The sequence below is a fragment of the Megasphaera sp. DISK 18 genome, assembly GCF_001682955.1.
GTDB lineage: Bacteria > Bacillota > Negativicutes > Veillonellales > Megasphaeraceae > Megasphaera > Megasphaera massiliensis.
Map to the genome: position 1 here is coordinate 1 of NZ_LUGJ01000030.1, position 20,715 is coordinate 20,715.

The 20,715-nt window shown below is 50.7% G+C and carries 19 protein-coding genes and 5 tRNA genes; 3 read left to right on the forward strand and 21 right to left on the reverse strand.

The annotated features are described in order from the left end of the window. Positions 1-63: 63 nt before the first annotated feature. The 18 genes from A0U42_RS06730 to A0U42_RS06815 form a co-directional block, all read right to left on the reverse strand. Entirely contained in the window at positions 64-1,584 is a 1,521-nt protein-coding gene (locus A0U42_RS06730; RefSeq protein ID WP_065360395.1) for an L-lactate permease, read from the reverse strand. Positions 1,585-1,842: 258 nt separating this feature from the next. Then, on the reverse strand, positions 1,843-2,727 hold the full coding sequence (locus A0U42_RS06735) for a mechanosensitive ion channel family protein (protein ID WP_044502863.1): 885 nt from the start codon (positions 2,725-2,727) through the stop codon (positions 1,843-1,845). A gap of 190 nt (positions 2,728-2,917) precedes the next feature. Next, positions 2,918-4,111, reverse strand: coding sequence for an elongation factor Tu (tuf, locus tag A0U42_RS06740; protein ID WP_065360380.1), 1,194 nt, complete (start codon positions 4,109-4,111; stop codon positions 2,918-2,920). Positions 4,112-4,247: 136 nt separating this feature from the next. Beyond that, positions 4,248-4,324, reverse strand: a tRNA-Met gene (locus tag A0U42_RS06745). Positions 4,325-4,329: 5 nt separating this feature from the next. After that, positions 4,330-4,405: transfer RNA gene (locus A0U42_RS06750), tRNA-Thr, on the reverse strand. A 61-nt stretch (positions 4,406-4,466) separates the two neighbouring features. Then, positions 4,467-4,542, reverse strand: a tRNA-Met gene (locus A0U42_RS06755). A gap of 4 nt (positions 4,543-4,546) precedes the next feature. Beyond that, positions 4,547-4,632, reverse strand: a tRNA-Tyr gene (locus A0U42_RS06760). Positions 4,633-4,638: 6 nt separating this feature from the next. Beyond that, positions 4,639-4,714, reverse strand: a tRNA-Thr gene (locus tag A0U42_RS06765). Positions 4,715-4,922: 208 nt separating this feature from the next. Beyond that, positions 4,923-6,251 carry a replicative DNA helicase gene (gene dnaB / locus A0U42_RS06770; protein WP_065360381.1) on the reverse strand — a complete coding sequence of 443 codons (1,329 nt, stop codon included), beginning with the start codon at positions 6,249-6,251 and terminating at the stop codon, positions 4,923-4,925. A 13-nt stretch (positions 6,252-6,264) separates the two neighbouring features. Beyond that, on the reverse strand, positions 6,265-8,172 hold the full coding sequence (lonC, locus tag A0U42_RS06775) for a Lon family ATP-dependent protease (RefSeq protein ID WP_065360382.1): 1,908 nt from the start codon (positions 8,170-8,172) through the stop codon (positions 6,265-6,267). A gap of 23 nt (positions 8,173-8,195) precedes the next feature. After that, complete coding sequence (gene rplI, locus A0U42_RS06780) at positions 8,196-8,642, reverse strand: 50S ribosomal protein L9 (RefSeq protein WP_044502866.1); 447 nt, start codon at positions 8,640-8,642, stop codon at positions 8,196-8,198. Beyond that, entirely contained in the window at positions 8,639-10,654 is a 2,016-nt protein-coding gene (locus tag A0U42_RS06785) for a DHH family phosphoesterase (protein ID WP_044502867.1), read from the reverse strand. Before A0U42_RS06785 ends, rplI begins: the two co-directional genes overlap by 4 nt. Positions 10,655-10,672: 18 nt before the next feature. Beyond that, positions 10,673-11,629, reverse strand: coding sequence for a YybS family protein (locus tag A0U42_RS06790; protein WP_044502868.1), 957 nt, complete (start codon positions 11,627-11,629; stop codon positions 10,673-10,675). 84 nt (positions 11,630-11,713) lie between these two features. Beyond that, positions 11,714-13,375 (reverse strand): ribonuclease J, encoded by a 1,662-nt coding sequence (locus A0U42_RS06795; RefSeq protein WP_065360383.1) that lies wholly within the window; start codon positions 13,373-13,375, stop codon positions 11,714-11,716. A gap of 205 nt (positions 13,376-13,580) precedes the next feature. Then, entirely contained in the window at positions 13,581-14,441 is an 861-nt protein-coding gene (locus A0U42_RS06800) for a hypothetical protein (RefSeq protein WP_065360384.1), read from the reverse strand. A 1-nt stretch (position 14,442) separates the two neighbouring features. Next, positions 14,443-15,246, reverse strand: a complete 804-nt coding sequence (gene thiD / locus A0U42_RS06805; protein ID WP_081651666.1) for a bifunctional hydroxymethylpyrimidine kinase/phosphomethylpyrimidine kinase — start codon at positions 15,244-15,246, stop codon at positions 14,443-14,445. Positions 15,247-15,267: 21 nt separating this feature from the next. Then, positions 15,268-15,765, reverse strand: a complete 498-nt coding sequence (locus A0U42_RS06810; RefSeq protein WP_255304122.1) for a histidine phosphatase family protein — start codon at positions 15,763-15,765, stop codon at positions 15,268-15,270. A gap of 9 nt (positions 15,766-15,774) precedes the next feature. Continuing rightward, a complete protein-coding gene (locus tag A0U42_RS06815; RefSeq protein WP_044502872.1) occupies positions 15,775-16,077 on the reverse strand; it encodes a helix-turn-helix transcriptional regulator in 303 nt (100 codons plus the stop codon). A gap of 255 nt (positions 16,078-16,332) precedes the next feature. On the opposite strand from A0U42_RS06815, the gene A0U42_RS06820 reads away from it, so the two are divergent. Beyond that, a complete protein-coding gene (locus tag A0U42_RS06820) occupies positions 16,333-16,857 on the forward strand; it encodes a nitroreductase (RefSeq protein ID WP_065360385.1) in 525 nt (174 codons plus the stop codon). Between the two features lie 16 nt (positions 16,858-16,873). Here the strand turns inward: A0U42_RS06820 and A0U42_RS06825 are convergent, their stop codons facing one another. Genes A0U42_RS06825 through A0U42_RS06835 form a run of 3 tightly spaced genes read right to left on the reverse strand, consistent with a single transcriptional unit; the run spans position 16,874 to position 18,797 of the window. Beyond that, on the reverse strand, positions 16,874-17,314 hold the full coding sequence (locus A0U42_RS06825) for a Fur family transcriptional regulator (RefSeq protein WP_065360386.1): 441 nt from the start codon (positions 17,312-17,314) through the stop codon (positions 16,874-16,876). Beyond that, positions 17,311-18,129 carry a metal ABC transporter permease gene (locus A0U42_RS06830; protein ID WP_044502875.1) on the reverse strand — a complete coding sequence of 273 codons (819 nt, stop codon included), beginning with the start codon at positions 18,127-18,129 and terminating at the stop codon, positions 17,311-17,313. The genes A0U42_RS06825 and A0U42_RS06830 overlap by 4 nt, the downstream gene beginning before the upstream one ends. After that, positions 18,129-18,797 carry a metal ABC transporter ATP-binding protein gene (locus tag A0U42_RS06835; protein WP_065360387.1) on the reverse strand — a complete coding sequence of 223 codons (669 nt, stop codon included), beginning with the start codon at positions 18,795-18,797 and terminating at the stop codon, positions 18,129-18,131. The genes A0U42_RS06830 and A0U42_RS06835 overlap by 1 nt, the downstream gene beginning before the upstream one ends. A gap of 132 nt (positions 18,798-18,929) precedes the next feature. On the opposite strand from A0U42_RS06835, the gene A0U42_RS06840 reads away from it, so the two are divergent. Both A0U42_RS06840 and A0U42_RS06845 read left to right on the forward strand, forming a co-directional pair. Continuing rightward, positions 18,930-19,856: a metal ABC transporter substrate-binding protein gene (locus tag A0U42_RS06840; protein ID WP_065360388.1), complete on the forward strand. Its 927-nt coding sequence runs from the start codon at positions 18,930-18,932 to the stop codon at positions 19,854-19,856. Positions 19,857-19,915: 59 nt separating this feature from the next. Continuing rightward, positions 19,916-20,644 (forward strand): HAD family hydrolase, encoded by a 729-nt coding sequence (locus tag A0U42_RS06845; RefSeq protein WP_065360389.1) that lies wholly within the window; start codon positions 19,916-19,918, stop codon positions 20,642-20,644. Positions 20,645-20,715: the final 71 nt, after the last annotated feature.

A 20,715-nucleotide genomic window follows, 5' to 3' on the forward strand; every position in this document is an offset into this window, starting at 1 on the left:
CAGGGTAAACCCCATAAAAAAAGCGGACACGACATACATCGTGTCCGCCTCTCCCCTAGTGATTCAGGGAATAAGGGCCTGACCAAAATAAACGACTACCCCTAAAATAAGGATATACGGGATATATACTTTCACAATGGCCTGTAAAATCTCATTATCCTTCCCCTTTAGGGAAATCGCCCCGACAGCAATGGCAATGCTCTGCGGCGAAATCATCTTGCCGGCACAAGTTCCGGCTGCATTCGCCGCAGCCAACCAACCTTTATCAGCATTGATGGCGACAGCTGCATCAGTCTGAAGATTGCCAAACAAAACGTTGCTCGACGTCCCGGAACCGGTGATGAAGGTACCGATTGACCCGACCAAGGGCGCAATGGCCGGGTACAGGGATCCCGTCGCATTGACAGCCGTCTGGGCGATTTCTGAAGTCATACCGCTGTATCCCATAACCTTTGCCGTTGCAATGACGGCAATAATGGTAATGATCGTACTGCGAAGGCCTACAATGGTATGACCGAGGACGGTCAGCATTTCCCCAAAGCTGGAGGACTGCACCTTGCCACTGATAAAGGCTGCCAATAGGATAAGAATCCCCGGCGTATTCACCCATACAAAGGTATAGGGAACGCCGCCTTCACCGGTATAAATCGAGACCGACGATTTAATGGCCATGAGCGGACCATGGATAAAGGGCACGAGCTTCGACGTCATCAGCAGAAAGATAAAGATCAGAATAAAAGGCAGACAGGCCAGCAGCCCCCCTTTAAGCGGGACATGAGCCGGATGGATATCCATGGTGTATTCCGATGCCTCCCTCGACTGAAACCGGGAATACAAGATAATGACGGCCATAATGACGACCGATGCCCCCATGACGGCCAGCTCAGGACCGACAAAGGATGAAATGATGAGCTCCGGTACGGCTAAAGCCAGTCCGGACAGCAGCGTAATCAGGAAGACGCCTTTCAAGGCTTTCAGGGATCCGCCGATAATAAGGACGATGAGAAAAGGACAAATCAGATTGAGCGGCAGCAGCTGCAGGCTAATATAGGAAGAAATCAGGACAGGATCGAGACCGGTCAGATTGGCCAAGGTACTGGCCGGAATCCCAATAGAGCCATACGTCGTAGGAACGGAATTAGCGACTAAACAGACGAGAATGGACTTAATAGGATTGAAGCCAAGGGCCGCCAACATCGACGCCGGAATCGCAATGGCCGTACCGAAACCGGCCATGCCTTCCATGAAGGCACCGAATCCCCAGGCAATGAGAAGGGCCAGGATTCGGCGATCCTTGCTGACTGTCGTAAGCATATGTTTGATAATATCCATGCTCTTCGTATGTACGGCGAGATTATACGTAAAAATTGCCGCGATGATAACCAATAAAATAGGCCAGCACGCCAGGGCCACGCCTTCTAAGGCCGCCGAAGCGGCATCTTGCCCATCCATTTGATACGCCGTCAGTGCCACGGCTAAGGCAAGTACCAAGGCAATGGGACAGGCCTTAAAGCCCGGCATCTTAAAGAAACCCAGCGATAGGATAAGCCATAGAATCGGGGATAATGCCAATAAAAATACCATCATAGAGATTCTTCCTTTCTTTTCTAAGTTATTAAATTCTAAAATAGAATTGATTTAAAAAATATCAATTCTATAATAACATGATATGATTATATACCAAGTAGGAAGAATAAATCAATTTATTTTAATCACATCAAAAGCAGCCGAACCGACAGTCCGCCGGCAGAACGAGGGCCGCGCTTCATATCGGCCGGACTATTTTTTTTCAAAAAAAAAGCTATCCCAAACAAAAGGGATAGCTTTACGGTACATCGGCACTCACTCATCGTCTTTTTGAATATAAACGACTCGCTGCGGATACGGGATATCAATGCCGTTGGCATCAAAGGTGTCCTTGACCTTGGACATGGTATCGTAGAATACAGGCAGGTAATCGGCCTTGGCAACCTTCGGATAGGCTGCAATTCGCACCGAGTTGTCACCGAATTCCTTGATTCCGATTTCTAAATCGTCGGCGTTGAGGATACGAGGTTCCTCTTTAAAGATCTGTTTCAACAAGGCGATGGCCTTATGGTGATCATTGTTATAGCCAATATCAAATAAGAAGGTAATATAGCGCTCCGTTTGATATGAGCTATTGGAAACTTGAGACGTCGTAATCGTCGAGTTCGGGATAAAGACGGTCTTGTTGTCCTTGGTGGTAATGGCCGTATTCAGCATTTGAATGCCCTTGACACTGCCTTCTACACCGCCGACAGCGATCCAGTCACCGGCTTTAAAGGGCTTAAAGACTAAAATCAACAGACCTGACGCAAAGTTTGACAGGTTGCCCTGCAAGGCTAAGCCGACAGCCAAGCCGAAGGCACCGAAGGCGGCCAAGAAGGAATTCGTAGGAATCCCCAGCTTGTTGAGAGCCGACAAGAGGACAATGGCCATGAGGGCATAGTAAATGATTTGACTGACAAAGGTAATGACTGTATGGTCATAATTGGCATGGGTCATCATGCGAATGGCCAGTTTTTTTATAGCTCCGGCGATATAGCGACCGATGATGAAGATGATGATGGCGGCAATGATGTCCGGTGCATAATTCAGTAAGAAATCATTGAATTGGCCAAGGGCCGAAACGCCTTCCGTAACTTGGTTCTTAACGTCAGCCCGGACGGTGCTGGCAGCCTGAACCGTATTGGCAGCAAGATTCATAGACAGTACCTCCTGTGTACGCACATACAGAAAAAGCAAATTATAAAACTATGTGCCATTATTATATCATGAAAAGCCCCCGGATGCTCCCCTCGGACAACAAAAAAGAAGCTATAACAGCGGGAGAAAATCTCACAGCCATTATAGCTTCTGTTAACAGATACCTGCGTATCTGCTGGGTGTATGGTAATTAGCCTTCGATTTCGGAGACGACGCCGGCACCGACGGTACGGCCGCCTTCACGAATAGCGAAGCGGAGACCAGCTTCGATAGCAATCGGAGTGATCAATTCGACGTCCATTTTGACGTTATCGCCAGGCATGCACATTTCAGTGCCTTCCGGAAGCTGGATGACGCCCGTTACGTCCGTGGTACGGAAGTAGAACTGCGGACGATAGCCATTGAAGAACGGCGTATGACGGCCGCCTTCATCTTTCGTCAAGACATAGACCTGTGCTTTGAATTTCGTATGCGGATGAATCGTGCCCGGTTTTGCGAGAACCTGGCCGCGTTCGATTTCTTTACGGTCAACACCACGGAGCAGAGCACCGATGTTGTCGCCGGCTTCTGCGCTGTCGAGGATCTTACGGAACATTTCAACGCCCGTAACAACCGTATCTTTCGGTTTATCAGCAAGGCCTACGATTTCAACGTTATCGCCGACTTTCAATTCGCCACGTTCAACACGGCCCGTAGCAACAGTGCCGCGGCCGGTGATGGTGAAGACGTCTTCGACAGGCATCAAGAACGGCTGGTCCGTCGGACGCTGCGGGGTCGGGATGTATTCGTCAACGGCATCCATCAATTTGAGGATAGACGGTTTGCCGATTTCACTTTCGTCGCCTTCGAGGGCTTTAAGAGCAGAACCAACGATGATAGGTACATCGTCGCCGGGGAAATCATAAGAGCTGAGGAGATCGCGGACTTCCATTTCAACGAGTTCCAACAGTTCCGGATCATCAACCTGGTCAGCTTTGTTGAGGTATACAACGATAGCCGGTACACCGACCTGGCGAGCCAAGAGGATGTGTTCACGAGTCTGCGGCATCGGGCCGTCAGCAGCGGATACGACGAGGATAGCACCGTCCATCTGAGCAGCACCGGTGATCATGTTTTTAACATAGTCGGCATGGCCCGGGCAGTCAACGTGTGCATAGTGACGTTTGTCCGTTTCATATTCAACGTGTGCAGTGTTGATGGTAATACCGCGTTCACGTTCTTCCGGAGCTTTGTCGATGTCGGCATAGTCTTCGAATTTAGCGTAGCCTTTTTCAGCCAAAACTTTGGTGATAGCTGCCGTTAATGTCGTTTTGCCGTGGTCGACGTGACCAATCGTGCCGATGTTGACATGCGGTTTCGTTCTTTCAAAATGTTCTTTTGCCATGATAATTCCTCCTTTAAAAAACATCTATCACTTGCATTTTATCACATATCCATATTCTTTGCTAAAAAAAACAATAAATTAAGCAAAAAATATGTCTGCATATAGAAATAACCCCGTATATACGAGGTTATCAGTGTGGTGGCGGCTCGGAGATTCGAACTCTGGACACTGCGGGTATGAACCGCATGCTCTAGCCAACTGAGCTAAGCCGCCATGTGTGGAGCTATTGACCGGGATTGAACCGGTGACCTTATCCTTACCAAGGATACGCTCTACCGACTGAGCTACAACAGCTTGTATACAGGTCAAAGCCTTGTATGAAGTTGTTTCTTACTAAGACTAGTAAAAAAAAATTTGGTAGCGGGGGCAGGACTTGAACCTACGACCTTCGGGTTATGAGCCCGACGAGCTACCAACTGCTCCACCCCGCGACATTGGTGGTGGGGGAAGGATTCGAACCTTCGAAGGCGAACGCCGGCAGATTTACAGTCTGCTCCCTTTAGCCACTCGGGAACCCCACCATTTTTTGGAGCCAACGATAGGACTTGAACCTACAACCTACTGATTACAAGTCAGTTGCTCTACCAATTGAGCTACGTTGGCTTATCGTTCCATAGAACATAGTCTATTATAACTAAGACTTGATGTTCTGTCAAGAACTTTCATCAGTTTCTTGTCCTTTTTCTTCGAAATCAAAAGTGTTTCCGACCTCTCGGAAGAACCGCTGACTTAATTAGTATACTACACAGTCTGGAATAATGCAAGTATTTTTTTATTTTTTTCTTTCCCTCTTCAAAAAGAACGCAGCACGTTATCCTTCGTGCTGCGTATCCAAGTTGAGGAACAAAGTAAATTCATTTTTAAAGTAAAGTTTGACCGAGCCGACCGGCCCGTTACGATGCTTCGCCAGGATGACTTCCGTAATGTGCTGGTTTTCCGTTTCCTTATCGTAATAGTCTTCTCGATATAAGAAGGAAACGATGTCGGCATCCTGTTCAAGAGCCCCCGATTCACGGAGGTCACTGAGCATTGGCCGCTTGTCCTGACGGCTTTCTACGCTTCGGCTGAGCTGAGACAAGGCGATCAAAGGCACTTTGAGTTCCCGGGCTAAGGCCTTCAGGGATCGGGAAATTTCAGAGATTTCCTGCTGGCGGCTTTCCGAGTTACGCCCCTGCATGAGCTGCAGGTAGTCAACGATAATGAGGTCCAGGCCATGCTCTGACTTTAGCCGCCGCGCCTTAGAACGCATTTCGGCAACGGAAATCCCCGGCGTATCGTCGATGTAGACCGGCGATTCATAGAGCTTGTCGCAGGCATCGGTAAGGCGCGTCCATTCGTCGTCACTGTTGAGCTGACCCGTACGCAGCTTTTGTGAATCGATATGGGCGATCTGGCAGAGCAGGCGCTGTACGAGCTGTTCCTGAGACATTTCCAGGGAAAAGAAGGCCACCGTCTTTCGCTGACGGACTCCGACATTCTGAGCAATGTTCAGGGTAAAGGCCGTCTTACCCATACTGGGCCGGGCGGCGACAAGGATGAGATCAGACGGTTGAAGGCCCGATGTCATGCGGTCGAGGTCGCGAAATCCCGTAGGAAGGCCCGTAAGACCGGCCTTATTCTCATAAAGTTTGGTAATTTTATCGAGGGTCGTTTCGACGACGGCGCCGACAGAGGCAAAGTCGCCGCGATTTTTCGTATCCGACAGCTTCAGAATCTTTCGTTCGGCATCGTCGAGGAGGTCCTCCGGTTCCTTTTCTCCGTCGTAGGCTTCAGCCGTCAATTCCGTACACGTCGAAATAAGGTTCCGCGCCAAGGCTTTTTCAGAAACGATGTTGGCGTGATATTCGATGTTGGCTGCCGTCGCGACCATATTGGGCAGCTGCAGGACGTATTCGACGCCGCCGACATCATCCAGGCGCTTCATGCGCCGCAGCTCTTCGGTTAAGGTAATGACGTCGATTTCTTTATTTTCCCGGTGCAGATGTTCCATGCCCTCAAAGATGACGCGGTGGACATCCCGGTAAAAGTCGTGTGACTGCAGTCGTTCCATCGCCAAGATGACCGCATCGTGGCTTAGGAGCATAGCTCCGAGGACAGCTTGTTCGGCTTCGACATTCTGCGGTGGCACCCGCTGTTCCATACTATGATTCCCCCTATTTGACCAACATCAATTTCAGTACGTCGTCAATATCAGCGGCATAATGGATATCGAGTCCCAGATGGCGTTCCGGAATGTCATGAGAATTTTCCTTAGGGATGATGATGCCCTTCATGCCGGCTTGGCAGGCCCCGTAGGCTTTTTCAAAGATGCCGCCGACGGGTTTGACCTGACCTTGGATAGAGATTTCCCCGGTGAGGGCCATGTCCTGACGGACGGGCACGCCGGATACGGCTGAAATAAGGGCCGTCGTAATGGCACAACCTGCCGACGGGCCGTCGATATTGCCGCCGCCAACAAAATTGATGTTGACGTCGTAATCGGAAAGTTCTTTCCCCGTCACGCGGCGCATAACAGCTGCCGCATTGAACATCGAATCCTTGGCCATGGAGCCTGCCGTATCATTGAATCGGTAGTATCCTTTTCCCGGTTCTCGCGCCGGAAAGGCAACGGCTTCGATTTCAATAGCAGATCCCAGGTACCCGGCAACGCCAAGGCCGAATACCTTGCCGACGACCGGCGTATTGCTGGCCTTTTCCGTCACATAGGGAACGAGTCGGCTGATCTGGGCGACGCGGCGGACATGGTCCTTGGTAATGCGTACCTGATCTTTATTTCCCGACTGGAATACGGCCAATCCGTAGGTATCGGCCAGAATGTTGACGGCTTTTCGCCCTTCAATGGTAAATTCGGCAATAGATTTAGCGACGCCGTCCTCAAGGGACGCCCCCAGTTGTTCCGCTGCATGAGAAACGATTTTTTCGATGTCCGTCGGAATGAGAGGTTCAAAAAAGATTTCTGCACAGCGCGAGCGAATGGCCGGATTGATTTCCGACGGGTCTCTCGTCGTGGCTCCGATGAGAATGAAATCCGCCGGTGCCCCTTCGGCAAAGAGTCTGCGGATATATTGGGGAACGTTGGGATCGTCTTCATCGTAATAAGCCGATTCGAAGCGAACCCGTTTATCTTCCATGACTTTTAACAATTTATTGAGCAGCATCGGATCCATTTCACCGATTTCATCGATGAATAAGATGCCGCCATGAGCTTCGGTGACCAGACCCGGTTTTGGTTCCGGAATGCCCGTATCGGCCAAATCGCGGCGAGCCCCCTGATAAATCGGATCGTGAACCGAACCGATGAGGGGGTTGGTCATATCCCGCGAATCCCAACGAAGGGTCGTCCCGTCCGTTTCCACAAAGGGAGCCTTAGGACCAAAGGGCGTAAAGGCCAGTTTCTTTGCTTCATCGAGGACGATGCGGGCAGCCGTCGTCTTGCCGACGCCGGGCGGTCCGTAGAGGAGCAGATGCTGGGGATAGACGGAAGCCAGCTTACTCTGCATGGCTTCGACGGCCCGTTCTTGACCGACGATGGCACTGAGCCGTTTCGGCCGTACCCGTTCCATGACCGATTCCGTAAGTTCGACCTTTTCGAGGTCATCCAATTCTTTGAGCTTGCGCTTGGTCTGCTGCGTTTCTACATCGTGCAGTTCTTCTTTGATGAGTTCCATCTTGATTTCCCGCACGTATTCCTGCTGCTTTTCGTCCATGCGCTGAGTAATTTTCTTTTCCAGTCGTTCCTCAACGGCCTGACGGGCCAGCATTTCGGCAAGGACCATTTCAAGCTCATTGAGAACATTGATGACTTCGTCGTCACCGGGCACCTTATCGTACGATACGTCTTCGTAAATGAGACGCTGCAGTCCGACCAGACGCTGGCGAGGGTCTTCAGAATGAATGTACGACAAGGCTGAGTATTTGCTGGCACGGAGAACCATTTTTTCAGACCCTATAAGGCCAGTAAAAGCGCCATAAAGCACATTAACCTGGCGGCGGAGTTCTTCCTCCGCCGTAGGTTCTAAGTACTTATGGCGCTGTAACAGTTTATCCAATAATTCTTTCATTGTAACCTCTTGCGGCTAGTGAATCAGCCTTCTACAACGTGTATTTTAATGACACTGGTAATGGTCGGATGAACACGGATGGTGACATCGTAGTCGCCGACGGATTTAATCGGATCCTTGATTTCAACTTTCTTCTTGTCAAGGTCGATGTCATACTGTTCCTTCGCAGCGTCACTGATGTTCTTTCCGGTAATGGCTCCGAATACTTTGCCGCCTTCACCGACTTTAACGGGAATCGTGAGCTCTACTTTCTTGAGCTGACTGGCCAAGATGACGGCTTCGTCTGATGCTACCTGGGCCTTATGCTGAGCTGCGGCTTTCTTCTGCTTGGCATCGTTGATATTTTCCGACGTGCCCGGCGCTGCTAATTTACGGGGCAGGAGGAAGTTGCGGCCATAGCCTTCGGAGACTTCGACGATGTCCCCCTTTTTTCCGAGTTTCTTTACATCTTCTAATAAAATTACCTTCATTTTTCATCAATCTCCTTATTTTTATCTAACGTTTCACGGAGAGCCGCCATGACGACGTCTTGTGCTTCTTCCATCGTGCGCCCTTTGACCTGGGCACCGGCTACGGTGCGATGACCGCCGCCGCCAATGGCTTCCATGACGAGTTGTACATTGATATCGCCTCGCGATCGGGCACTGACGCCAATATAGCCGTCGTCGAGGTAGTAAAAAGTAAAGCTGGCTTCGACCTTGTCGATATTAACCAAAGCATCGGCAGCCTGTGCGGCAATGATCATGGCATTAGCCTGTCCCTTAGGACAACTTGCGACAGCAATGCCGTCTTTAATGCGGGCTCCCGACAGGATGGCAGCCCGGTCCTTTACAGTATCAAAATCACAGCTGAACAGATCGCGGACGATGTCGGGATCGGCTCCGCAGCGACGAAGATAAGAAGCCGCATCAAAGGTACGGACGCCGGTCTGGACGGCGAAGTTTTTGGTATCGACGACGATACCCGCATAGAGGGCCGTCGCTTCGATTTTAGCCAGATCTACATCTTCCTGGAAATACTGTAAGAGTTCCGTTACGAGTTCACTCGTCGACGAACTCGACGTTTCAGTATACGTAAGCAGCGGTTTTTGGATAAAATCCGAACTGCGGCGGTGGTGGTCGATGACGACGCGGTGATCGGTCTTGGTCAAAAGTGCCGGCGCCGCCGTCATATCCGGCCGATGCGTATCGGTGATGAACAGCAGGGTCTGGTTATTGCAAATTTTTTCTGCCGTTTCCGGGGAAATGATCAAGTCTTTGAAGTCAGGATCATCCATCAGTTCCGACGTCAGGCGCTGAACGGCATCGGCCTGATCGCTGAGGACGACATGGACCGGCTTTTCAGCCAGACGGGCCATGTGCGCGACGCCGACGGCAGCACCGAGGCTGTCATAATCTTCCCGTTCGTGCCCCATAACCAGGACCATTTCACTATTGTCAATGAGTTCATGGATGGCTTGGGATACGACGCGGGCCCGTACGCGAGTATTCTTTTCGACGCTCCGCGTTTTACCGCCATAAAAATGAGGTGACCCATCGTCTTCATAGACGACGACCTGGTCACCGCCGCGCCCTAAAGCCAAATCGAGGCCTGCCCGGGCTTTATCGGCTAATTCATTGAAGTCGGCCTTACCGGCAGCGATGACGTCGCTCGGAAAGAGAGCCACGCCCATACTGAGGGTAACGGGAATCTGGTTTACCGTATGGATGGCACGAATTTTTTCTAAGAAAGCAAAGTTGTTCTCTTTATAAAATTCGAGTGTTTCCCGACTCATACAGGCGATGTACTTTTCATTGCCGTAGCCGCGGATGAAGCAGTTATGCCCGGACAGTTCGCCAATGAGAGCGTTGTTGACATTGGTCACCAACGTCGCCCGCTGGACGGCCGTCATCCCCTTGGCGACTTCTTCCATATTGTCGATTTCGATATCGCAAAAAACGGGGACAGCTGCCAAAGAATTTATCTTCTGCCGTTCCGTATCGGTAATGTCTTCAAAGTAAAGGATGAGGTAGTTGTCATCTTCTGCCGCTTCGGTCTGCAAGTACTTATAGACGACGCGGTAATATCGTTCGCTGATGTGTTCAAAAAAATAGCCCGATTTTCCCCAAAATTTATCAACTTTCAAATTGGGCATGATATGATCCAGCTTCTGATCATTGTCGATATCGCCTACCCAATCACGAAAAACGCTGTTAGCCCAGCACAGATTCGACTGCATATCGATGATGGCAATGCCGATAGGCAGGTTCTGTACAGCATACGTCGATGCCTGATCGACACTGCGTGAAATGGCATCGAAAAACTGACTTATTTCTCGGCTGCGTTCATTGTGATTCTTGCGGGTCAGGACATAGGCACCGCCGGTCAGGATAACGGCCAACAAGGCAATGATCCAATTATAGACGGCAATGACAAGAATCAGCAAGACAGTAATCAGGAAAAAAGGTCCGTCCGACCGTCTTGACAGCAAATTTTTAAACATGGTTCCGCCCCCTGCACACTAACGCGTGTAATCTTTTTTTCTATAGTTCGCAAGCATGTCGAAGATGCCGGCCACAAAGGCAGCATACGAAAAAACAGGCATGACAAAAAACAGGATGAGGATCAGGGCCTGCAAGCCATTTCTCAGTTGGAAACGGCGGTTGATGAGGTACAAAATAAGGGCAATCCCCTGAACACAAAGAAAAAAGTAAGCAAGCTGAGAGAGATTCATGCCGATGATATTGAGCCAGTCAATCTCCCGGGTAACGCCCCAATACTTCATGACCAAGGCCAATATATATAAGTATATCATACAACGAGGCATTTCCCAATAACGAATCGGCAAAAAGGACTCGACCGAAAAGCCCAGGCGCCGCAGGATAACTTGAGAAAAGGCGATATGGATATAGGCCATGATCATCATGCCCAAGGCAAAGAACATGGGCAGAAGAGACGGCAGCAATTCCCGGATTTGTGCCAGCTGGGCCATATTTTCCGTCAATTGGACATCGGACATGCCCTGTGACTTGTACTGGGCTTCCAGTGTATCCATGAGCTGGGTAAAGAAGTCATTGAACTGAGTAAAGATATTGATATCCAAGGCGACATACGCCAAGAGGCAGGTCAGGGCAAAGGCACCGGCCAAGACAGCCGCCACCGTTCCCAAAAGACGTGCAGCCGGCCATTGATTCCGAAATCCGGCTCCCAAGGCAAGGCCGACAGAGCCGAAGATAATGAACTGATAGAGTGCCGTAATCGGATCGATGAAGATGCCCATAAGGACACCGACGGTGACGCCGAGGAGTACGGCATAACGCAGGCCGTACTTCATAAAGATAATCGTCATCGGCACGGGCATGATAAAGTAGCCAAAGAAAGAAAAGACAGGTACAAATGTACTTAGAAGCGCAAAAAGCAGCATTATGGCGGCAAAGCAACCGGCCGTCGTCAGCGGCGTAACACGCTTCTGCTCCATAGGATTTCCCCCTTCCAATAAAAACTGCGAAACAGCGGAGACAAGAGATGCCCCCGCTGTCACAGTACAACGATATGTCACGTTTTATACTTCCATAATAATCGGTAAAATCATCGGGCGGCGCCGCGTCTTTTCATAGAGATACCGACTGAGGGTATCGCGTACTTGAGACTTGATGACAGCCCATTCGCGAATATTTCCGGCTTCACAGCGTTCGAGAACAGCGGCAACCCGGTCGTGGGCTTCGCGAATCAGTTCTTCGGAATCGCGGACATAGACGAAGCCGCGGGATACGATATCGGGACCGGCCAAGGGATGGCTCGTGCCCTTTGCCAAGGTCATGACGACAATGACGACGCCTTCCATAGCCAGCTGCTGGCGGTCGCGGATGACGATGTTGCCGACGTCGCCGACACCGAGGCCGTCGACGAAGACGCGGCCGGCATTGACATGGCCCGTCTTATGACCGGAGCGATTGGAAAATTCAAAAATCTGGCCATTGTCGCCAATGAGGACGTGATCTTTGTCGACGCCCATCATGACAGCTAAGTCGCCATGGGTCCGAAGCATGCGGTATTCACCGTGAATCGGAACGAAGTAGTTCGGCTTAATGAGCCCCAGCATGAGCTTCAGTTCTTCCTGGCTGGCATGGCCGGATACATGAATTTTCTTATCCCGACCGGCGATGACATTGGCACCGAGGCGCATGAGGTTGTCGATGGTACGGCCGACACCGGTTTCGTTGCCGGGAATCGGCGTTGCCGAAATGATGACCGTATCGCCGGGCATGATGCTGACGCTGCGGTGGTTATTAGATGCCATACGGGACAACCCGGCCATCGGTTCGCCTTGGCTGCCCGTCGTCAGGATGAGGACCTGGTCAGCCGGATAACGGTTGAGCTCATCCGGTTCGATGAGGACGCCTTCGGGCACATCGAGGTAGCCCAGTTCAATGGCAACCTGAACGTTGTTGACCATGCTGCGGCCGAGAACGGTTACCTTACGTTTGAATTGGATGGCCGTATTGATAGCCTGTTGGATACGGGAAATATTCGAGGCGAATGTCGCCAAGATAATACGGCCCTTAGCTGCACGGAAGGCCTTGCGGAAAGCATGGCCGACCGTCGTTTCCGATTCAGTGTACCCCGGCCGTTCGGCATTGGTACTGTCCGACATCAGGAGCAGTACGCCACGGCGGCCTAATTCTGCAAATTTGTGCATGTCCATCTGTTTCCCGTCGACCGGTGTCATATCGACTTTAAAGTCCCCTGTATGGACGATCGTTCCGACAGGGGTACGGAAATAGAGGGCACTGGCATCGGGAATAGAGTGATTGGTGTGGATAAAGCCGACTTTCATACAGCCTATCTGTACTTCGTCACCGTGATGAACTTCGTTCAAGGTGTAATTCGTAATGTGGTTTTCTTTGAGTTTCCCTTCAATGAGGCCGCATACCAGTTTCGTTGCGTACACGGGCACGTTTACTTCATTGAGTAAGTAGGACAAGCCGCCGATATGGTCTTCGTGACCATGAGTGATGACGACAGCCCGTACTTTGTCCCGGTTTTCAATCAAGTAACTCATGTCCGGGATGACGAGGTCGATGCCGAACATATCGTCATCAGGGAAGGCCAGACCGGCATCGATGACGATAATATCGTTTCCGTACTGGATAACCGTCATATTCTTGCCGATTTCACCTAAGCCACCTAAGGGAATTACCATGAGTTTTTCTTTTTTAGCCAAAATATACCTCCTAAAAATAAATATAGTTGTATCCGTTCCAACCGGAGCCCCCTATCGGAGCTGCAGGTCTATCCTATATGAAGATAAAACGAACAGTAGTGGAAATAATTCCTTCTATCATATTTTCCGTTATTTCCGGGACGCTGTCAACAATCTAGCTTATTTTTTTTGAATAATCCTTCATTCTTACACAAAAATTTTACAATTACTTTCCGGTTTTAGCTGTCTTGATGATATTTTCCGGGACAGTCAGCCGGGTTCCCTGGGGCAAGGCCGTATAATCAATGGTCAAATTGACTTCGCTCATTTTAATGAAAGACTGGGATACGGCTTTTTCAGCATCATTGCGGCCAAATTCGTCAACCAAGGTCAAGGCCAGGCTTCGGAGCTGGTCCGTCAAGGGCAGGCTGATGCGGGAAATGCGCTTCGTCGAAGGATCGATGGTAACGACAGTCTGTACATCGCCGACTTTCTGCAGTCCCTGAAGGACCTTCGCCAACACACGGACCTGTTCATCGGTCATGCCTTCCTTCTTCCAGTTGGCTTCATCCGAGGCCGTATAGAGACGGGATGCATCAAAGACGACATGATAGTCGTTGCCGCCGGCACGGGTAACCGATTTTACGCCGGAAAGGACGTTGTGATCGTTCGTCAAATAGCTGGCAATGGGTTTAGAATCCTTTAAGTCATAACTTTTCTTCATCCATTGGCCGTCTTTTTCCTGGTCCATATAGTAGACGTCGAGTTTTTTCCCGTTCTGGACGCCATAAGCCTTGTTCTGGTGAATTTTATCCATCGCCTGGGAAGCGAAGCCTTCGGTCTTTACTTGCGATTCGACGACGAAAGGCTGTTCCTGGATATTGATCTGATTGACGACGGCACCGTCACCGACGAAGGGCATCTTGATGCCTAAGGTCAAGGTATAAGCCCCCTGGGGATGAGCCGCCATATTGCGGGCCGCTTCTTCATACGTATCCTGAGGCGTTGCTGCCAAAGCGACGCCGCCAATAGAAGCTGCCGTCATGACCAGGCAGCAGGCCTTTTTCAAAGAGTATGTGATGTTCATATCAATTGACACCTGCTTTCTTATATAATTCATAGAAATGATGGATCGGGCCATGGCCTTTGCCAATCGGTTCGGCATGGGCGATTCCTTCAAAGACATACGTTTTAGCAGCCTGAACGGCATCGGACAGACTCATGCCGTTGGCTAAATTAGAAGCAATGGCACTCGACAGCGAACATCCCGTTCCATGAGTGCTCGTGCTTTCAATGCGTTTTCCCTTATAGTAATGGAATGTTTCGCCGTCGAACAGGACATCCGTCGCATCGGCAATGCGGTGACCTCCTTTTACCAATACGGCCTTCGCTCCCATGGCGGCAATGGCTTTCGCCGCCCCTTCCATATCTTCAAAACTTTCAATCTTTTTACCGGTCAATACTTCCGCTTCCGGAAGGTTCGGCGTCAACACATCGGCTAAGGGCAGCAATACGTCCTTCAAGGTCTGTTCGGCTTCCGGAGCCAGCAGACGATGGCCGCTGGTAGCAACCATGACCGGGTCGATGACGACGAAGGCCGGACGGTACTGCTTCAATTTTTCAGCAATGACCCGAATCGTTTCGGGCACGCTGACCATGCCGATTTTAACGGCATCGACGTCGATATCTTCAAATACGGCATCAATTTGAGATGCGATCAGTTCCGGTGTGACGTCCATATACCCGCGAACACCCTGTGTATTCTGTGAAACAACAGCCGTAATGACATTCAAGGCAAAGCAGCCGTGAGCACAAAAGGTCTTGCAGTCGGCTGCCGCCCCGGCTCCGCCGGACGGATCGGTACCGGCAATGGACAATACATGTTTCATCATAGATAAAACCTCCAACCATCGTTATTTTTTACGAGACGCCTCCAAAAATTTCAAGGCTTTCGGATGAACGTAGAAAAGCAAAGAGGCCGAGCCGATTCGCCCGCCATGGACGTCAAAGTCCAAAAGGGCCATGCTGCCGGTCTTGAAGTCGACGGCTGTCCCCGTCCAGGCCTGAACCCAGCGGTCGAGGAAGGGTGAATGGCCGACGATGCAGACGACGTCCGATTTTTCCTGACTCAAAATTTGATCATATACGGCGACAAGGTCTCCCGAAGCCAGGGCTTCATGGGTATGGAACTGCCCGATTGGCAGCTCTTGTTCCAAGTAAGATGCCGTCTGGCAGGTCCGTACATAGGGACTGACCCAAAGTGCCGTTTTTCCCTCCGGCCACCACGATGCGGCCCAAGAGGACATAGAAGCGGCCTGACAGCAGCCTTTTTCCGTCAATTCCCGCTGTTTATCCGGCTTTTTTAAAGAAAAAGGCTGTGCCTTTCCGTGGCGCATTAAACAAAGATACATAGGCCCCCCTTATTCGGCGACGTGCTCCAACCCGACGTTGAGCAGCGTAAATACGTGGGCATCGGCCAAGGAATACTGCACGTTCTTACCTTCCCGCCGGAACTGAACCAAGCGGGCATCCCGCAAAATACGCAGTTGATGAGATACAGCCGATTGACCCATGCCAAGTTCTTCAGAAATACAACGAACGCAAACTTCTCCATCCATGAGAAGGCGTAAAATGCGAAGCCGTGTCGGATCTCCCAAAACCTTGAAGACATCGGCCAGCGGTTGAATATACTCCTGTGAAAGCTTCGGTGCTTGTGTTTTCAATGCAATCGCTCCTAGATACTATCTTCATCACTATCTAATCGTTTTATTATAGCATATTTTTCCATCAAATCGCCAGTATCAAGCAATAGATTAAGGCACCGTCTCCGGAGACTGCCTGACAGGAAAAAAGAATCCATTTTTGTCTCATCCATCCTCTTTTCCTGCCAACGTCGACGACCTATAATGGGACTGACAAACAATCATAGCGGCGAGCTCTCGAATCGACTTGCCGCAACTTTTCAAGGAGTGATTTTTATGAACGAAACCATCCGCACCCTTACGAACAGGAGGAGTGTCCGAAAATACAAAAAAGCCCAGATCTGTGACGAAGACCTCCACCTCATCCTCCAAGCCGGAATGAATGCCGCCAGTGCCAAGGGGATCCAGCCCTGTACCATCGTCGTCGTTCAAAATCCGGACACCTTGGGCCGCTTGACGGCCATGAATGCCAAAATCAAAGGAACCGACACGGATCCTCTGTACGGTGCCCCGACGGCCCTGGTCGTTCTGGCCGACATGGAAAAGTCCCCCAACGCCTGGTCTGACGGCTGTCTTATTTTAGGTAATCTCATGAATGCCGCCGCAGCCTTACACCTCGGTTCATGTTGGATAAACAGAGCCCGTGAAGAATTTGAACTCCCCGAAGGAAAGGCTTTACTTCGAGAATGGGGCCTTCCGGAACACTTAGTCGGCGTCGGCCACTGTATCGTCGGATACGGCGACGGGCCGGAGCCGGCTTCTTCTCCGAGAAAAGACAATTTCATCAAGTTTATCCGCTGATACAGCGAAAAAGCTCCTACCGTTCGGACGGCGGGAGCTTTTTTTTGCAGGCAGGGCAGTACCCGTAGAGTTCGAGATTATGGCTGACGATATCGAAATCAGTCTTTTTTTCAACTTCTCGTTCATAATCATGGAGCGGACAGTGCGGTAAGTCTACGATTTGATGGCACTGTAAACAGATTAAACGGTGTGTATGGCCCGGCCGCCGCAGAGAAAACCCGTATTTCCCTTCGTCGGGAAGAAAAATTTTTTCCGTCAAATCCCGCTTGGTAAACATTTCCAAGATTCGATAAACCGTTGAAAAGCTGACTTTATCTCCGCCTTCGAGAAGTGTTGTATAAACGTCCTCAACGGTAATGACGCCTTGCTGCCGACTTAGCACATCCAATACAAGGTTGCGTGCCTTCGTACTCTTCAATCCATATTGCCGAAGACAGTCTCTATAGGTATCACTCATGACTGCCGCCTCTTTTCTCTCCATGATAAAATCCCTTCTTTATAGATGATGACCAGCACCAAGACGGCGACAGCCGTCAGGGCCGTGACCCCGCCGGGGGCAGCGTCGATATAATAGGACAAGAACAGGCCCGACAAAATATCGACGAAACTGAAAAAGATGGAGTACATCAGGGTCTGACGAAAGCCTTTTCGAAGCTGCAGGGCCGCCGCTACGGGAAGGGCTATGAGAGAGCTGATGACCAAGATACCGACGATGCGAATGGATACGGAAATCGTCGCCGCTACCAGGACAGAAAAAATATAATTGACGACTTTACTGTGAACGCCGGCAATCTGGGCCCCGTCTTCATCGAAGGTCAGCATGACCAGTTGGGGATAGAGTTTGGCAATGAGGGCCATGGAAACGACGCTGAGGGCGATAACGGCGTACACATCGTCCGTCGAGACCGTGAGGATACTGCCGAATAAGAAAGACTCTACATTGGTATGAACCAATCCGGCACTGATGATGGTAATGGCAAGGCCGACGGAGAGGGACAAGATAATAACCAAAATCAACTCGGCATAACGTCTGAAACGACTGCGCAGAACTTCAATGAGGATGCCGAAAAAGCTGGTCAGGCCAAAGGCGCCGAGGACGGGGTTCCAATCGAGGAGCAACCCGACAGCAACGCCGGCTAAAGACGCATGGGATAAGGCGTCACCAATCATGGAATAGCGGCGCAGGACGAGGAAGATGCCGATGAGAGGGCAGACAATGGAAATGAGGATGGCTACGATAAAGGCATTTTGCATAAAAGCATATTCAAACATCAGTCTTCCCCTCCCATCGTAACCGACATATATTCATCGAGGTAGGCCTTCGGCGAGCAGAAGTGGCCATGGCCGCCGACGACGTGGAACAGTTTCGTCGAATTGCGGACGGCAAATTTCAAATTATGCTCTACCGTAAGGACTGTAATCCCTTGATTTTCATTTAAATCCTTAATAAAGGGGTACAATTCTTCCTGACTGCGAACATCGATGCCCGTCGACGGTTCATCGAAAATGAGCAGATCCGGATGCCCCATGAGAGCTCTGGCAATGAGGACTTTCTGACATTGACCGCCGGATAAACTGCCGATGAGCTGGTCTTTTAAATCATAGACCCCCATCTGCTCTAAACAAGTCCGTATGAGGTCCTTATCTTTTAAATGAAGGACTTGCCGGTAACAGTTGAGCACTTCCCAGACGGTGATGGGAAACTGGCTGTTCAGCGTTTCAAACCGCTGCGGCACATAAGCCCTGTGGCGATAGGTATTGGAAATGACGCCGCGGCTCGGCACGAGGAGTCCCAAGATGAGTTTAATCAGGGTGCTCTTGCCGCTGCCGTTTTCGCCGACGACGGAAATATAGTCCCCATTCCGAATGGTCATATTGATATCTTCGAGCAAATACTCGCCGTGTTCATAAGAGAAGTAAACGTGTTGTAAATCGATCATAACTGCCTCCGCTGCCATAAAATTATCGGTAGTTCATTATATCTCTACACAAACGAAAATGCAAGGCATTTGCAAGTAATTGACAAAAAAAGACGGTCGTGATACGATGAACGCCATAGGAGGTCGGTATCTATGTCATCTCATCACTCCCGTCTCCCGGCGCGGTTCTTGATGCTTCTGATTGCGGCTATGACCTTGTTAGTCCTGGCCGGCTGCGGCACCACGGCCGATGTACCAGACGACGGAAAACTGAAGGTCGCCGTCACCTTTGACGCCTTAAAAGAATTTACCCAAGCCGTCGGCGGCGATAAAGTCGATGTGTACACCCTCATTCCCGACGGAACGGAGCCCCATGAATTCCAACCGACGACGAAGACCATCAAACGCCTCGGTCAATCGCAGCTCTTCGTCTACAACGGACTGGGCATGGAACCTTGGGCTTCAAAAGTCGTTGATGCGGCCAAAAATACGTCCCTTCACACGGTCAATGCCTCTCAAGGCATTACACCGATCAAACTCACCGATGAAGAAGAAGCCCACGATCACGGCGACTATGACCCGCACATTTGGCTCAGCCTGATCAACGCTCAGCAGGAAGTTCGGAACATCGCTGATGCACTGTCTGACGCCGATCCGGCCAACAAGGCCTACTATCAGCAGAATGCCGAAAACTACACCCGGCAGCTCCAAGCCCTGCAGGACGAATATGCCGGCAAATTCGCGAAGGCGCCCCGCAAGGATTTTGTCACCGGCCACGCCGCCTTTGCCTACTTATGCCGAGACTTCGGCCTGACTCAACAAAGTGTCGAATCGGTCTTTTCCAGTGGTGAGCCGAGTGCCCGCCAGCTGGCAAGGCTTGCCGATTACTGCCGGGCCCATAACGTAAAGACCATCTTCGTCGAAGACATGGTAAGTCCCGAAACGTCAGAAACCTTAGCCCGCGAAGTCGGCGCCCGCGTAGAGACGATCCACACCATCGAGACCAGTGAAGACGGCAAGTCTTACCTCGACCGCATGCAGGACAACTTAGAAAAGATTTACCAAAGCAGCCTGACTTGACAACCGGGCCGTTGAACGTTAAACTGTTCCGGTAAAAAGAACATGCAGGAGGCTCTCTCATGACAACCAAAAAATACAATGCCGTTATTTTTGATATGGATGGAACGGTCCTCAACACCTTAGATGACCTGACCGATGCCTTAAACTATGCCTTAGCACAGACCGGCCACGCCCATGCTTATGCAACAGCCGATGTTCGCAACTTCTTCGGCAGCGGCGTCGTCGTTGCCATCACGCGAGCCTTAGCGATTGAACAGGGCCTCGCCTCGTATGATGAACTCGAAGCCATCGGCCAGCCCGGCGACAAGGTCACCCCGCAAATCGACCCTCAGGAAATCACCCGCATCCAGGACATCTATAAGCCTTATTATGAGGCTCACTGCGCCGTAAAGACCGGCGAATACGACGGCATCAGCACCATGATTCGCCGACTCCGCGAAAAGGACGTCAAAGTGGCCGTCGTATCAAACAAGCCGGATCCTGCCGTACAGGACTTGGCTGCCGACTATTTCCCGGACCTCTTCGACAGCGTCCTTGGTGAACAGCCGCAAATCCGCCGTAAACCGGCTCCGGACATGGTCAAGAAAGTCCTCTCCGAGCTCGGTATCACACCGGATGAAGCCGTATACGTCGGCGATTCTGAAATCGATATCCAGACAGCCCAAAATGCCGGCCTCGACTGCATCAGCGTCACCTGGGGCTTCCGTCCGACAAAGTTTCTGAAGAGCCACGGCGCCGCCATCCTTGTCGATACACCGGACGAGATCGTCTCCGTCGTCATCGGTTGATTCCTCAAAACACAGATTCTGCACCATACAAAGAAGGTCTCCTTCCCTATCGATTGATAGAGAGGAAGACC

What these genes read in the sequence shown, in the direction of transcription:
- A0U42_RS06730 (WP_065360395.1), bottom strand. Translation starts at nt 1,584, where the DNA reads ATGGTATTTTTATTGGCATTATCCCCGATTCTATGGCTTATCCTATCG.
- A0U42_RS06735 (WP_044502863.1), bottom strand. Translation starts at nt 2,727, where the DNA reads ATGAATCTTGCTGCCAATACGGTTCAGGCTGCCAGCACCGTCCGGGCT.
- tuf (WP_065360380.1), bottom strand. Translation starts at nt 4,111, where the DNA reads ATGGCAAAAGAACATTTTGAAAGAACGAAACCGCATGTCAACATCGGC.
- dnaB (WP_065360381.1), bottom strand. Translation starts at nt 6,251, where the DNA reads ATGGAACAGCGGGTGCCACCGCAGAATGTCGAAGCCGAACAAGCTGTC.
- lonC (WP_065360382.1), bottom strand. Translation starts at nt 8,172, where the DNA reads ATGAAAGAATTATTGGATAAACTGTTACAGCGCCATAAGTACTTAGAA.
- rplI (WP_044502866.1), bottom strand. Translation starts at nt 8,642, where the DNA reads ATGAAGGTAATTTTATTAGAAGATGTAAAGAAACTCGGAAAAAAGGGG.
- A0U42_RS06785 (WP_044502867.1), bottom strand. Translation starts at nt 10,654, where the DNA reads ATGTTTAAAAATTTGCTGTCAAGACGGTCGGACGGACCTTTTTTCCTG.
- A0U42_RS06790 (WP_044502868.1), bottom strand. Translation starts at nt 11,629, where the DNA reads ATGGAGCAGAAGCGTGTTACGCCGCTGACGACGGCCGGTTGCTTTGCC.
- A0U42_RS06800 (WP_065360384.1), bottom strand. Translation starts at nt 14,441, where the DNA reads ATGAACATCACATACTCTTTGAAAAAGGCCTGCTGCCTGGTCATGACG.
- thiD (WP_081651666.1), bottom strand. Translation starts at nt 15,246, where the DNA reads ATGATGAAACATGTATTGTCCATTGCCGGTACCGATCCGTCCGGCGGA.
- A0U42_RS06810 (WP_255304122.1), bottom strand. Translation starts at nt 15,765, where the DNA reads ATGTATCTTTGTTTAATGCGCCACGGAAAGGCACAGCCTTTTTCTTTA.
- A0U42_RS06820 (WP_065360385.1), top strand. Translation starts at nt 16,333, where the DNA reads ATGAACGAAACCATCCGCACCCTTACGAACAGGAGGAGTGTCCGAAAA.
- A0U42_RS06825 (WP_065360386.1), bottom strand. Translation starts at nt 17,314, where the DNA reads ATGAGTGATACCTATAGAGACTGTCTTCGGCAATATGGATTGAAGAGT.
- A0U42_RS06830 (WP_044502875.1), bottom strand. Translation starts at nt 18,129, where the DNA reads ATGTTTGAATATGCTTTTATGCAAAATGCCTTTATCGTAGCCATCCTC.
- A0U42_RS06835 (WP_065360387.1), bottom strand. Translation starts at nt 18,797, where the DNA reads ATGATCGATTTACAACACGTTTACTTCTCTTATGAACACGGCGAGTAT.
- A0U42_RS06840 (WP_065360388.1), top strand. Translation starts at nt 18,930, where the DNA reads ATGTCATCTCATCACTCCCGTCTCCCGGCGCGGTTCTTGATGCTTCTG.
- A0U42_RS06845 (WP_065360389.1), top strand. Translation starts at nt 19,916, where the DNA reads ATGACAACCAAAAAATACAATGCCGTTATTTTTGATATGGATGGAACG.